The organism is Paeniroseomonas aquatica, from assembly GCF_030409335.1.
Classification (GTDB): Bacteria; Pseudomonadota; Alphaproteobacteria; order Acetobacterales; family Acetobacteraceae; genus Belnapia; species Belnapia aquatica.
Window position 1 is genome coordinate 1 of sequence record NZ_JAUFPN010000176.1, and the last position, 11,760, is coordinate 11,760.

General features: G+C 74.4%; 13 protein-coding genes and 1 pseudogene. 6 read left to right on the forward strand and 8 right to left on the reverse strand.

The genetic code is table 11. From position 1 onward, the window contains the following. Positions 1-208: 208 nt before the first annotated feature. On the reverse strand, positions 209-478 hold the full coding sequence (locus QWZ14_RS19090; protein ID WP_290318408.1) for a succinate dehydrogenase assembly factor 4: 270 nt from the start codon (positions 476-478) through the stop codon (positions 209-211). A 148-nt stretch (positions 479-626) separates the two neighbouring features. Here QWZ14_RS19090 and htpX point away from each other — a divergent pair, with 148 nt between their 5' ends. Next, a complete protein-coding gene (gene htpX / locus QWZ14_RS19095; RefSeq protein WP_290318409.1) occupies positions 627-1,577 on the forward strand; it encodes a zinc metalloprotease HtpX in 951 nt (316 codons plus the stop codon). A gap of 88 nt (positions 1,578-1,665) precedes the next feature. After that, positions 1,666-2,040 carry a c-type cytochrome gene (locus tag QWZ14_RS19100; protein ID WP_290318410.1) on the forward strand — a complete coding sequence of 125 codons (375 nt, stop codon included), beginning with the start codon at positions 1,666-1,668 and terminating at the stop codon, positions 2,038-2,040. A gap of 9 nt (positions 2,041-2,049) precedes the next feature. Here the strand turns inward: QWZ14_RS19100 and QWZ14_RS19105 are convergent, their stop codons facing one another. Further along, on the reverse strand, positions 2,050-2,484 hold the full coding sequence (locus QWZ14_RS19105) for a hypothetical protein (protein WP_290318411.1): 435 nt from the start codon (positions 2,482-2,484) through the stop codon (positions 2,050-2,052). Positions 2,485-2,508: 24 nt separating this feature from the next. Continuing rightward, positions 2,509-3,240, reverse strand: a complete 732-nt coding sequence (locus tag QWZ14_RS19110; protein ID WP_290318412.1) for a DUF7168 domain-containing protein — start codon at positions 3,238-3,240, stop codon at positions 2,509-2,511. 118 nt (positions 3,241-3,358) lie between these two features. Here QWZ14_RS19110 and QWZ14_RS19115 point away from each other — a divergent pair, with 118 nt between their 5' ends. Further along, on the forward strand, positions 3,359-3,742 hold the full coding sequence (locus QWZ14_RS19115) for a VOC family protein (protein ID WP_290318413.1): 384 nt from the start codon (positions 3,359-3,361) through the stop codon (positions 3,740-3,742). A 9-nt stretch (positions 3,743-3,751) separates the two neighbouring features. Here QWZ14_RS19115 and QWZ14_RS19120 read toward each other — a convergent pair whose 3' ends face one another. Both QWZ14_RS19120 and QWZ14_RS19125 read right to left on the reverse strand, forming a co-directional pair. Beyond that, positions 3,752-4,660: an NAD(P)-dependent oxidoreductase gene (locus tag QWZ14_RS19120; protein WP_290318414.1), complete on the reverse strand. Its 909-nt coding sequence runs from the start codon at positions 4,658-4,660 to the stop codon at positions 3,752-3,754. 11 nt (positions 4,661-4,671) lie between these two features. Then, entirely contained in the window at positions 4,672-5,898 is a 1,227-nt protein-coding gene (locus tag QWZ14_RS19125) for an ABC transporter substrate-binding protein (protein WP_290318415.1), read from the reverse strand. A gap of 138 nt (positions 5,899-6,036) precedes the next feature. Here QWZ14_RS19125 and QWZ14_RS19130 point away from each other — a divergent pair, with 138 nt between their 5' ends. Beyond that, the gene (locus tag QWZ14_RS19130) at positions 6,037-6,471 is read left to right on the forward strand and encodes a pyridoxamine 5'-phosphate oxidase family protein (protein ID WP_290318416.1); all 435 of its coding nucleotides are present in this window, start codon (positions 6,037-6,039) and stop codon (positions 6,469-6,471) included. On the opposite strand, the gene bla is transcribed toward QWZ14_RS19130, so the two are convergent. Continuing rightward, positions 6,461-7,363, reverse strand: a complete 903-nt coding sequence (bla, locus tag QWZ14_RS19135) for a class A beta-lactamase (RefSeq protein ID WP_290318417.1) — start codon at positions 7,361-7,363, stop codon at positions 6,461-6,463. The genes QWZ14_RS19130 and bla overlap by 11 nt on opposite strands. A gap of 101 nt (positions 7,364-7,464) precedes the next feature. Here bla and QWZ14_RS19140 point away from each other — a divergent pair. Next, positions 7,465-8,301, forward strand: a pseudogene (locus tag QWZ14_RS19140) (LysR family transcriptional regulator); the annotation flags it as partial. Between the two features lie 12 nt (positions 8,302-8,313). Here QWZ14_RS19140 and QWZ14_RS19145 read toward each other — a convergent pair. After that, the gene (locus tag QWZ14_RS19145; RefSeq protein ID WP_290318418.1) at positions 8,314-9,285 is read right to left on the reverse strand and encodes an L-threonylcarbamoyladenylate synthase; all 972 of its coding nucleotides are present in this window, start codon (positions 9,283-9,285) and stop codon (positions 8,314-8,316) included. Continuing rightward, positions 9,282-10,040, reverse strand: a complete 759-nt coding sequence (gene cysQ, locus QWZ14_RS19150; RefSeq protein WP_290318420.1) for a 3'(2'),5'-bisphosphate nucleotidase CysQ — start codon at positions 10,038-10,040, stop codon at positions 9,282-9,284. Before cysQ ends, QWZ14_RS19145 begins: the two co-directional genes overlap by 4 nt. Positions 10,041-10,140: 100 nt before the next feature. Between cysQ and QWZ14_RS19155 the strand changes: the two genes are divergently transcribed. Continuing rightward, positions 10,141-11,655 carry a leucyl aminopeptidase gene (locus QWZ14_RS19155; RefSeq protein WP_290318419.1) on the forward strand — a complete coding sequence of 505 codons (1,515 nt, stop codon included), beginning with the start codon at positions 10,141-10,143 and terminating at the stop codon, positions 11,653-11,655. Positions 11,656-11,760: the final 105 nt, after the last annotated feature.

Below are 11,760 nucleotides of genomic sequence, written 5' to 3' on the forward strand. Positions count from 1 at the left end.
ACACTTCCAAAACCGATAAAGTTTTAAAAGAACAAAGCCTCACATCTTTCTAACAGACCGGAGCCTTTTAGCAAGACCGGCGGGGCGAACCCGCCGGGGAGGAGAACCGCACTTCCGTGCGGGAGGCGGCTTTTACTGGCGCCCCCCGCACCCGTCAACGGCTATTTTCAGGCTTCGGCATTTTTCTGCCGGCGCCCGGCAAGCCCCCTTAGAAATCGGTGACGCGGCCCTTCCGCTCCCAGTCGCCGTAGCGGGTCGGCTCCGGCCCGGTCGGGCCGCCGACCTCCTTCATGCGCAGCGGCGGCTCGCCCGGCGGGTCGCCGGCGGGGGGCGTCGCGGGATCGCCCGGCACGGGGGTCTCCTGGCCCGGCGGATCCTCGATCGGCGAGGGCGGCACCTCGGGGCCGGGGGGTGCCGGCGGGACGGGGGGCATCGGCACCGGCGGGTCGCTCGGCGGCAGCGGGGTCGGGTCGGACATCAGGCACTCCTCGGGTCTTGCGGGGACTTGGTCATGGCTATCATCTGGTGCGCCATCGACCGGGTTCCACCGGCACCCGCGCCTGCCCGAGGCCGGGCACGGGCCAGGCGGGGCGGCAGGGGGCGGGGCAGCGAGGGGGGCGGCAGGGATGGAAGGGTATCTGCGGACGGCGGTGCTGCTGGCGGGGCTGACGGCGCTCTTCATCGGCATCGGCTACGGGCTGGGCGGCCAGCAGGGCATGGTCATCGCCTTCCTGGTGGCCTGCGGCACCAACCTCTGGGCCTGGTGGAGCAGCGACCGAGTGGTGCTCGGCATGCACAACGCCGAGCCCATCGCGCCCGAGAGCGCGCCGCGCCTCTATCAGATGGTCCAGGGCCTGGCGCAGCGGGCCGGGCTGCCCATGCCGGCCCTCTACGTGATCCACGAGGACCAGCCGAACGCCTTCGCCACCGGCCGCAACCCGGAGAACGCCGCGGTCGCGGTGAACACCGGCCTGCTGGACCTGATGTCGGAAGCCGAGATCGCCGGGGTGGTGGCGCATGAGCTGGCCCATATCAAGCACCGCGACACCCTGCTCATGACCATCACCGCGACGCTGGCCGGCGCCATCGGCATGCTCGCGCAATTCGGCTTCCTCTTCGGCGGCCGGGACCAGGAGGGGCGGCGCAGCCCCTTCGGCCCGATCGGCGCCCTGCTGCTGATGGTCGTCGGCCCGGTCGCCGCCATGCTGGTGCAGATGGCGATCAGCCGGTCCCGCGAGTACGAGGCCGACCGGCTGGGCGCCGAGATCTGCGGCGACCCGCGCTGGCTGGCCAGCGGCCTCTCGAAGCTGGAACAGTACAAGCACGGCCGGGTGAACCAGGCGGCCGAGGCCAACCCGGCCAGCGCCCACATGTTCATCATCAACCCGCTCTCGGGCCTGCGCCTGGACAGCCTCTTCACCACCCATCCGCCGACCGAGGAGCGCGTCCGCCGGCTGCTGGCCATGGCCCCGCCCGCCCGCGGCGGCTGGCCCGCCGCCCCGGCCGCGCCGCGCCGCGCGGCCGTCCCCGATGCCTCCCCCTGGAGCAGCCAGGGCCGGCGCAACCCCTGGGGCTAGCCGCCATGCCCGGCTGCTTGACGGCGCCCGGCCCCACGCGCATCTGCGGCCGGTGGAACAACCCACCCCAACCGGAGACGCCGCCCGCATGCCCCGAGCTCCCCTGATCGCCGCGCTGCTCCTCGGCACCGCCCTCCCCGCCGCCGCGCAGGATGCCGAGGCCGGGCAGCGCGTCTTCAATCAGTGCCGCGCCTGCCACTCCATCAATGCCGGCGGCCGCAACGGCGTCGGCCCCAACCTCCACGGCATCCTGGACCGCAAGGCCGGCACCGCCGAGGGCTTCCGCTACTCCGCCAGCCTGCGGGAGAAGGCCGCGGGCGGCCTGGTCTGGGACGAGGCGACCCTGCGGGCCTATATCGCCAACCCGAAGGCGGTCGTCCCGGCCGGCTCCATGTCCTTCCCCGGCCTGCGCAACGAGCAGCAGCTGGGCGACCTGATCGCCTACCTCAAGTCCAATAGCTGAGGCGGCGCCTCAGCCGAGGAAGACCGGCCGCGCCGTCGGGTCGAAGGGGATGCCGTCGGCCCGGAGCGAGGCCGCCAGCGCCTCGGGATCCATCCGCGCATGCCGCGCCAGCAGGCCGAGGTACATCCCGACGAAGACCGGCCCATGCCCGGCGCTGGCGCCCTCCGCGGTGCTGGTCATCGCATGCGCCAGCTCGTGCAGCAGCACCCAGCTCGGCAGCGCCGGCGGCGCCTCGATCGCCAGCCGGCTGGCCCGCGCCACGGTGCCGCGGGCCTGGCGCGGCAGCGGCCGCACCCGGGGCGGGAAGCGCAGCCCCTCGGCCGCCCAGACATGGTCGACCAGCGCCTGCAGCCGGGCGAAGGGCACGGCGGCGGTATCGCGCGGCGCCACCTCCCGGTCCTCCCAGGCATAGAGAAGGCGGGCGGCGCGGTCGCCCCGGCTCACTCCACGCCCCTCATCGCCTGCCCCTCACTTGAGCCCCTTGGTCCCCGGCCCCGCCCCGACCGGGCGGCCCAGCCCGACCCGGCCGCCCGCCGCGGCGCCATGGCCATAGGCGCCGCGGTCGCGCACCGTGGCGCTGCTGGTCACGGTCCGCAGCCGGATGCCGAGGCCGCGCATCCCCTCATCCACCTTCCGCGCCTTGGCCAGGACCAGGGCGGTGCCGGCCGGGGCCGCCGCCCGCCGCCGCTCGGCCGCCGCCTGGCGTTCGCTGACCATCGCATCCAGCCGCTTCGCCACCCGGTCGGCGAAGCCGTAGCGGAAGCTGCGCAGCACCGCCTGGCCGGGCAGCGGATTGGCCCGGTAGGCCGGGCCGCGGCGGTACTGGGCTTCCTCCCAGGCCAGCGCGCCCTCGATCACCCGCAGCAGGTATTCCGCCATCTGCACGTCGGGCTCCAGCCCGAACAGCACGAAATCCTGCCGCCCATCGGTCCAGCCGCGGCATTCGCAGAGGCGCAGCACCGAGGGGAACAGCCAGCGCAGCGCCAGCCGGCCGGGACCGGGGGCGGTGACGCGGGCCTGCACGCAGGCCTCCTCCCGCAGCTCGACCTCGGACATCGACAGGCCATAGACCTCGAGCAGCTCGCCGACCTTGGCGGCGGCGGCCATGGCCTCGGCCTCGGAGCAGCCGCGCTCGACGGTCTTGGCGGCCAGGGCGCGGATGCGGCCCTTCACCTTGGCGAGTTCGCTCTGCTGGTCCATCGGCGGAAGATGGTTGGGCGGCGCGGCATGGGTCAAGCCATGGCCCGGCGTTCCCCTTCCCCCTGGCCCGCCGGTCCGTTCCGGGCCTAGGCTCGGGGCAACCCTGGGGGAGGCGACCATGCCCGACTACACCTTCGACCACGTCCACCTGCGCAGCCCGGACCCGGAGGCGACCGCCGCCTGGTTCGCCGACAAGCTCGGCGCGCAGGTCATCCGCAGCATGCAGGCCGGCAAGCCGCGGATCGACCTGAAGGTCGGCGGCGCCGACATCTTCATCATCCAGGCCGATGCCAGCGCCGCGGCCGCCCCCTCCGCGCCCTACCAGGGGATCGACCACTTCGGCCTCAGCGTCACCGGGCTCGACGCGGCGGTCGCCGGGCTGAAGGCCAAGGGCGTGCAATTCACCATGGAGCCGATCGAGCCGCGCCCGGGCATCCGCATCTGCTTCATCCGCGGGCCGGAGAACATCTCGATCGAGCTGCTGGAGCGCACGCCCGTTTAGGGCGCGGCGCTAGCTCTCGTTGCGGCGGGCGGCGGCGACCTCCGTCCCCGCCCAGCCCTCGGTGATCCGCACCAGTTCGGTCACGTCGCCCTTGGCGCCGCCGCCGGCCATGGCGAGGCCATAGAGCATCTGCGCGGCACGGCTGGTCGGCATCACCAGGCCCAGCGCCTCGGCCTCCTGCAGGGCGAGCCGCATGTCCTTGGCCATCAGCTCCATGCGGAAGCCGAAGTCGAAGCGCCGGCTCAGCGCCGGGCCGGTGAAGCGCTCGGTCGGGAAGCTGCGGCCGGAGGATTTGTTGATGACGTCGATCATCAGCTCGGGGTCGATCCCGGCCCTGGCGCCCATGGCCAGCGCCTCGCAGGCTGCGGCCCAGGTGGTCGCCGCCAGCAGGTTGTTCACCAGCTTCAGGGTCTGGCCCTGGCCGGGCTTGTCGCCGACCAGCACGGTATTGGCGCCGATCACCTCCAGCACCGGGCGGACCCGCTCGAAGGCCGCCCGGTCGCCGGCCGCCATCACCGCCAGCGTCCCGGCCTCGGCCCCGGCGACGCCGCCGCTGACCGGGGCATCGAGCGCCACCACGCCGCGCGGCGCGAGGCCGGCCGCCACCGCCTGCGCCGCCTGCGCCCCGGTGGTCGAGAGATCGACATAGATCCGCAGCGCATCGCCCTCGACCAGCCCGGCGGCGCCGAGCGCCACCTGCCGCACCACCTCGGGCGTTGGCAGGCTGACCAGCACGATGGCGGCTTCCCCGGCGACGGCGGCGGGGCTGTCGCGGGCCACCGCCCCGCGCGAGACGGCGGCGGCCAGCGCCACCGCATCCACGTCATGCGCCAGCACCCGGTGCCCGGCCGCCAGCAGCCGCCGGACCATCGGCGCGCCCATGGCGCCGAGGCCGATGAAGCCCAGGGTCTCCGTCATGGGGGTCTCCGTCATGGCTGCACCAGCGGGCAGCCGCCCTCGGCCAGCGGGCGGAAGGCCCGCTCACCGGGGATGGTCGAGAGGATGCGGTAGAGGTCCCAGGGGCCGGTCGATTCCGCGGGCTTCTTCACCTCCACCAGATGCACGTCGTGCACGTGCCGGCCATCCGCCCGCACCCGGCCGCCATGGGCGAAGACGTCGTCGACCGGCAGCTCCCGCATCTTCGCCGCCACCGCCATCGCCTCGTCCGTGCCGGCGGCCTCGATCGCCTTCAGCCAGTGGCGCACGCCGGAATAGACGCCGGCCTGGTACTGCGTCGGCATGACGCCGCGGTGGCGCTCGGCGAAACGCTGGGCGAAGGCGCGGGATTCCGCGTTCTGGTCCCAGTACCAGGCATCCACCGAGACCACGCCCTGCGCGGTCTCGAGGCCGAGCGACTTGATGTCGGTGATGTTGACGAAGAAGCCGACCAGCCGCTGGCCCTGCCGCGTCAGGCCGAATTCGCCCGCCTGCTTCACGGCATTCACGGTGTCCGTGCCGGCATTGGCCAGCGCCACCACCTGGGCGCGCGAGGACTGCGCCTGCAGCAGGAAGGAGGAGAAGTCCCCGGTGTTCAGCGGGTGCCGCGCCCGGCCCATGACCCGGCCGCCCTCGGCGTTCACCACGGCTTCCGAGCCGCGTTCCTGGGCATAGCCGCCCTCGTAGTCCACCGTCAGGTAGTACCAGCTCCGGCCGCCCTGGGCCATGACGGCGCGGGTGATGCCGCTGGTCAGGGCGTAGCTGTCGAGCACCCAGTGGAAGCCGACCGGCGAGCATTGCCGCCCGGTCAGCTCGGTGCTGGCGGCCGAGGTATTGATGATGATGCGGTTGCGCTCCCGCCCCACCTGCTGCACCGCCAGCGCCACGGCGCTGTTCGGCATGTCGATGATCATGTCGACCCGGTCGGTGTCGATCCAGCGGCGGGCCAGGGCGGCGCCGACGTCCGGCTTGTTCTGGTGGTCGCCGCCGACCACCTCGATCGGCTTGCCCAGGGCGCGGCCGCCGTGGTCCTCGGCCGCCATGCGGGCGGCGACCATGGAGCCGGGGCCGGAGAAATCCGCATAGGGGCCGGAGACATCGGTCAGCACGCCGAGCCGGACGACGTTGTCGGAGACGGCAGGCGCCGCCGTCTGGGAGACCGCCAGCGACGGCGCGAGCAACACGGCGAGCGCCGCGGCGGCGCCCCGGACCTTGGACATCATGCTTCCTCCTGCCCGGCGCTTCAGGGCGCCTTGCCGCGGAGGCTACACCACTGCGGCGAAACGGCCAGCCGCGCCCCGCCACCATCCGGGCCCGCCGGCGTTCCAACCGGACACGGCAGCAGCGGGACCCGCACCATGGCGACCATGACGAAGCAGGAATTGGCGACGGCCATGGGGAAGATCGACTTCGCCATGCTGACCACCCGCACCGAGGGCGGCCAGCTCGCCACCCGGCCGATGAGCAACAACGGCGAGGTCGGCACCGACGGCGATTCCTACTACTTCAGCTGGGACAGCGCCCGCACCGTCGGCGACATCGAGGCCGACCCCAAGGTGGCGCTGTCCTTCCAGGGCAGCGCCGGCCTGTTCGGCAAGCCGCCGCTCTTCGTCGCGGTGGAGGGCACCGCCCGGATCGTCCGGGACCGGGCCGCCTTCGCCCGGTACTGGACCCGCGACCTGGAGCGCTGGTTCGCCGATGGCATCGAAACCGAGGGCATGGTCATGATCCATGTCCATGCCGACCGCATCCACTACTGGGACGGCCAGGACGAGGGCGAGGTCACCGGCTGAGCGCCGCGGCCACCGCCCGCGCCACGGCCGCCAGCGTGGCGTTGCGCGTCTCGGCCGGGGCCGTGGTGCCGGTGAGGTAGGCGGCCACCAGCACCGGCGCCCCGCCGGCGACCTCGCCCGGCGGCCAGACCAGGCCGACGTCGTTGGTGGTGCCGTGCTCGCCCGAGCCGGTCTTCTCGCCGGCCCGCCAGCCGGCCGGCAGCCCGGCGCGGAGCCGGGCATCCCCGGTCCGGTTGTCCCGCAGCCAGCCGAGCAGCCGCTCCCGCGAGGCTGGCGCCAGCGCGGTGCCGAGGGTCAGCGCCCGCAGCCCCGCCAGCATGGCCGCCGGGGTGGTGGTATCGCGCGGGTCGCCCGGCGTGGCCTCGTTCAGCGTCGGCTCGGTGCGGTCGAGCCGGGTCTCGGCATCGCCCAGCGAGCGGGCGAAGGCGGTCAGCCCCGCCGGCCCGCCGAGGCTGCCGAGCAGCAGGTTGCCCGCGGTATTGTCGCTGAGGATCATCGCCGCCTCGCAGAGCGCCTCCAGCGTCATCCCGTCCTTGCCGGCATGCGGCTCGGTCAGCGGCGAATAGGTCACGAGCTCGGCGGGGCCGAAGTGGATGCGGCGGTCGAGCCGGTCCTGCCCGGCATCCACCCGGGCCAGGACGGCGGCGGCGGCCAGCAGCTTGAAGGTGCTGGCGAGGGGGAAGCGTTCCGCCGCCCGGTGGCCGGCGGTGGCGCCGCTGGCGCCGTCCAGCACCGCGACGCCGAGCCGGCCGCCGCTGGCCGCCTCGATCGCCGCGAAGGCCGCCGGCAGCCCCGCGAAGGGATCCGCCGCCGCCCGCGCGCCGCGCGCCGCCGCCATGAGCCCCAGCCCTGCCATCATCCCGCCTGCCGCCATCCCGCGCCTGCCGATCATGTCCCGCACTCCCTTGCTGCACGGCCCTGATGCCCTGCCGGCCGGGGGCTCGACAAACGACCATCCCTCGCGCCAAGCATGAGGAAAACTAGGGCACCCCGATGATCCGGCCGAACCTGCCGCTGAATGCGCTGCGCGCCTTCGAGGCCGCCGCCCGCCACCTCAGCTTCACCCGGGCGGCGGAGGAGCTGTGCGTCACCCAGGCGGCGGTCAGCCATCAGGTGAAGGGGCTTGAGGAAAACTTGGGGCTGCGGCTGTTCCGCCGGCTGCCCCGCGGCCTCGCCCTGACCGACGAGGGGCTGGCGCTGCTGCCGGTGCTCGAGGAGAGCTTCGGCCGAATCGGCGCCGCGCTCGGGCGCTTCGAGGGCGGGCACTACCACGCCGCGCTGACGGTGGGCGTGGTCGGCACCTTCGCCCTGGGCTGGCTGCTGCCGCGGCTGGCCGGCTTCCAGGCGGCGCATCCCTTCATCGACCTGCGGCTGCTGACCAACAACAACCGGGTCGACCTGGCCGGCGAGGGCCTCGACTGCGCCATCCGCTTCGGCGACGGCGCCTGGCACGGCACCGAGGCGACCCGGCTGCTGGCGGCGCCCCTCGCCCCGGTCTGCACCCCCGGGCTGGCGGCCCGGCTGCGGCGGCCCGCCGACCTGCTGGGGCAGCCGCTGCTGCGCTCCTACCGCACCGAGGAATGGTCCCGCTGGTTCGCCGCCGCCGGCCTCGCCGGCCCGGCGCTGCGCGGCATCGTCTTCGACAGCTCGCTCGCCATGGCCGAGGCGGCGGCGCAGGGCCTCGGCGTCGCGCTGCTGCCGGTGCGGATGTTCGCCCACGACCCGCGGCTGGCACGGCCCTTCGCCCTCGAGGTCGCGGCGGGCGAGTACTGGCTGACCCGGCTCAGGTCGAAGCCGCCGACCCCGGCGATGCAGGCCTTCCAGGCCTGGCTGCTGCACGAATCAGCGCGGGGCGGCGGCGCGGGCGAGGCGGTCGTTGATGGCGGCGCCGAGCCCGGCCTCGGGCACCGGCATGGCGGCGATGCCGCGGCAGCCGTGGGCCGCGCCCTCGGCATCCAGCCAGCGCAGCCCGGCAAACAGCCGGGCGGCGGCCTCGGTCGCGTCGCCGGCCGCTGAGAGGTTCCAGACCACCGCGGCGCCGGGCAGCGCCGGGCCGAAGGCGAGCAGCGCCTCATCCGCCGCGACCGCGGTGGCGCCGAGCCGCACCGGCAGGCCGGGCGCGTAGTGCGACAGCATCATCCCCGGCGAGCGCAGCGAGGCGGTCGCCGCGGCGGCGGCCAGCGGCAGCGGCCGGCCGATGCGGCCGAGCAGCGCCTCCAGCGCCTCGACCGGCACCCCGCCCGGGCGCAGCAGCACCGGCCCGGCGCCGGTCAGGTCCAGCACGGTGGATTCGACGCCGACCGCCGAGGGCCCGTCGTCCAGCACCGCGGCGATGCGGCCGGCGAGCCCGGCCAGCACGTGCTGCGCCGTGGTCGGGCTCACCTGCCCCGAGCGGTTGGCGGAGGGGGCGGCGACCGGCCGGCCGACCGCCCGCAGCAGGGCGAGGGCCAGCGGATGGTCCGGCACCCGGACGGCCAGCGTATCCAGCCCGGCCCCGGCCAGCAGGTCCACCGGGCAATCCGGCCGGCGGGGCAGCACCAGGGTCAGCGGCCCGGGCCAGAAGCGGGCCGCCACCGCCCGCGCCCGGTCGTCGGCATGGACATCGGCGAAGGCCGCCGCGGCATCGGGGTAGTGGCAGATCAGCGGGTTGAAGTGGGGCCGGCCCTTGGCCTCGAAGATGCCGGCCACGGCGCGGGCGTTGCCGGCATCGGCGCCGAGCCCGTAGACCGTCTCGGTCGGGAAGGCGACCAGCGCGCCGTCCCGCAGCAGCGCCGCCGCTTGGCCGACCTCGGCCGGGGACAGCAGCGCGGTCATGCCCCGCTGCAGACGAAATCCGGGTTGCGCCAGTCGGGCTTGCCGTAGCGCAGCGGGGTGCCGTCGACCAGCGTCACCGCCCCGCCGGCGGCCTCGACCAGCGCCTGCCCGGCCGCCGTGTCCCATTCCATGGTGGTGCCGAAGCGGGGGTAGAGGTCGGCCGCGCCCTCCGCCACCCGGCAGAATTTCAGCGCCGAGGAGGCGGCGCGGCGGGCCGCCACCGGCCGCCCGGCGAGGAAGGGGCCCATGCGCGGGTCGTCGGCGTAGTGCCGGCTGGCCAGCACGGTCAGCCCCTCCGGCGGCGCCGTGCGGCAGCGGATGGCGCGGCGCGGCGCGGCATCCTCCTTCCAGGCGCCGGCCCCGAGCAGCCCGCCGAAGACCTCCCCGGTAGCCGGCAGCACCAGGGCGCCGAGCACCGCCCTGCCGTCGCGGACCAAGCCGATGCAGACCGCGTATTCGTCCCGCCCCTTGGCGAAGTCCCGGGTCCCGTCCAGCGGGTCCACCAGCCAGAAGGCGGGGCAGGCGGCGGTGACGAGGCCGCCCGCGACCTCCTCCTCGGCCACCACCGGGATGTCCGGCGTCGCGGCGCGGAGCCCCTCGACGATCAGCGCCTCGGCCACCCGGTCCGCCTCGGTCACCGGGCTCTCGTCCGACTTGCGGTCCACCACGAAGCCGGCCCGGCGGACCGCCTGGATGGCATCCGCGGCGCGCCGGGCGAGGCCGGCGGCAAGTTCCAGCAATTCGGCATCGGTCATGGCACCGGCATTACCATCCTGCCCCTGGTCCCGCCAGCCGCGGAGGGTGCTATCCTGCCGGCCATGGGCCGGCTCCGGCCGCATCGAGGAATCCCGCCGCATGATCGACATCGCTTTCGTCAAGCCCGCCCTCCCCCGCCATGGCGCGCTGGTCCTCCCGGTGGTCGAGGCGGCGGAAGGCATGGCCGGGCTCGCCCCGGGGCTGGCGGCGGCGATCGACCAGGCGACCGGCGGCGCCGTGCTGCGGGCGCTGACCGCGGCCGGCTTCAAGGGCCGCAAGGGCCAGAGCTGCACCATCTGGGCGCCGGCCATGGCCGAGGGTGCCGCCGGCCCGGCCCGCATCGTCGCCATCGGCCTGGGCAGGGAAGCCAGCGCCGAGGCCGCCGAGGCCGCCGGCGGCACGCTGTACGGGCTGATCCAGGCGGAGCGCGAGGTGGTGGTCGCCGCCGAGGGGCTGGCGCCCGGCGTCGCCGCCTCGCTGGCGATGGGGCTGCTGCTGCGCAGCTACCGCTTCGACCGCTACCGCACCACGGTGAAGGAGGAGGACAAGCCGAAGCTCGAGCGCCTCGCCGTCGCCACCGAGGCCGGCGCCGCCGTCAAGGCGGCCTGGGGCCCGATGCGCGCCATCGCCGACGGCGTCTTCATCGCCCGCGACCTGGTGACCGAGCCGCCGAACATCCTGACCCCCACCGAGATGGCGGACCGCTGCAAGGCGCTCGAGAGCCTCGGCCTCGTGGTCGAGGTGCTGGGGCCGAAGGAGATGAAGAAGCTCGGCTTCGGCGCCCTGCTCGGCGTGGCGCAGGGCAGCGCGCAGGAGCCGCGCATGGTGGTGATGCAGTGGAACGGCGTCTCCCGGGGCAAGAAGGCGGCGGCGAAGCCGGTCGCCTTCATCGGCAAGGGCGTGACCTTCGACACCGGCGGCATCTCCATCAAGCCGGCCGGCGGGATGGAGGACATGAAGTGGGACATGGCCGGCGCCGGCACGGTCATCGGGCTGATGGCGGCGCTGGCCGGGCGCAAGGCCAGGGTCGATGCGGTCGGGCTGGTCGGGCTCGTCGAGAACATGCCGGGCAGCAACGCCCAGCGGCCGGGCGATGTCGTCACCACCGCCAGCGGCCAGACGGTCGAGGTCATCAACACCGACGCCGAGGGCCGGCTGGTGCTGGCCGACGTGCTGCACTACTGCCAGGAACGCTTCGCGCCGCGCTTCATGGTCGACCTCGCGACACTGACCGGCGCCATCATCGTGGCGCTCGGGCACGAGCATGCCGGGCTGTTCAGCAACGACGACGAGCTGGCCGGGCGCGTCATGGCGGCGGGCAAGGTCGTGGGCGAGGCCTGCTGGCGGATGCCGCTGGGCGAGGCCTACGACAAGCAGATCAAGTCCGAGATCGCCGACATGAAGAACGTCGGCGGCCGGCCGGGCGGCTCGATCACCGCGGCGCAGTTCATCCAGCGCTTCGTGGATACGAAGAAGGGGCCGATGCCCTGGGTCCACCTCGACATCGCCGGCGTCGCCTGGAGCAGCAAGGACCTGCCGACCGCGCCGAAGGGCGCGACCGCCTTCGGCGTGCGGCTGCTCGACCGGCTGGTGACCGAACACTACGAGGGCTGAACCCGGGACCTATGCTGAAGGTCAAGCTCCGCCGCACCCCGCGCGAGGCCGCCGGGCAGCCCTGCGCCCTGCCGCTGGCGGATGCGGCGGCGGTGCCGCCGGCGC

What these genes read in the sequence shown, in the direction of transcription:
- QWZ14_RS19090 (WP_290318408.1), bottom strand. Translation starts at nt 478, where the DNA reads ATGTCCGACCCGACCCCGCTGCCGCCGAGCGACCCGCCGGTGCCGATG.
- htpX (WP_290318409.1), top strand. Translation starts at nt 627, where the DNA reads ATGGAAGGGTATCTGCGGACGGCGGTGCTGCTGGCGGGGCTGACGGCG.
- QWZ14_RS19100 (WP_290318410.1), top strand. Translation starts at nt 1,666, where the DNA reads ATGCCCCGAGCTCCCCTGATCGCCGCGCTGCTCCTCGGCACCGCCCTC.
- QWZ14_RS19110 (WP_290318412.1), bottom strand. Translation starts at nt 3,240, where the DNA reads ATGGACCAGCAGAGCGAACTCGCCAAGGTGAAGGGCCGCATCCGCGCC.
- QWZ14_RS19115 (WP_290318413.1), top strand. Translation starts at nt 3,359, where the DNA reads ATGCCCGACTACACCTTCGACCACGTCCACCTGCGCAGCCCGGACCCG.
- QWZ14_RS19120 (WP_290318414.1), bottom strand. Translation starts at nt 4,660, where the DNA reads ATGACGGAGACCCTGGGCTTCATCGGCCTCGGCGCCATGGGCGCGCCG.
- QWZ14_RS19125 (WP_290318415.1), bottom strand. Translation starts at nt 5,898, where the DNA reads ATGTCCAAGGTCCGGGGCGCCGCCGCGGCGCTCGCCGTGTTGCTCGCG.
- QWZ14_RS19130 (WP_290318416.1), top strand. Translation starts at nt 6,037, where the DNA reads ATGGCGACCATGACGAAGCAGGAATTGGCGACGGCCATGGGGAAGATC.
- bla (WP_290318417.1), bottom strand. Translation starts at nt 7,363, where the DNA reads ATGATCGGCAGGCGCGGGATGGCGGCAGGCGGGATGATGGCAGGGCTG.
- QWZ14_RS19145 (WP_290318418.1), bottom strand. Translation starts at nt 9,285, where the DNA reads ATGACCGCGCTGCTGTCCCCGGCCGAGGTCGGCCAAGCGGCGGCGCTG.
- cysQ (WP_290318420.1), bottom strand. Translation starts at nt 10,040, where the DNA reads ATGACCGATGCCGAATTGCTGGAACTTGCCGCCGGCCTCGCCCGGCGC.
- QWZ14_RS19155 (WP_290318419.1), top strand. Translation starts at nt 10,141, where the DNA reads ATGATCGACATCGCTTTCGTCAAGCCCGCCCTCCCCCGCCATGGCGCG.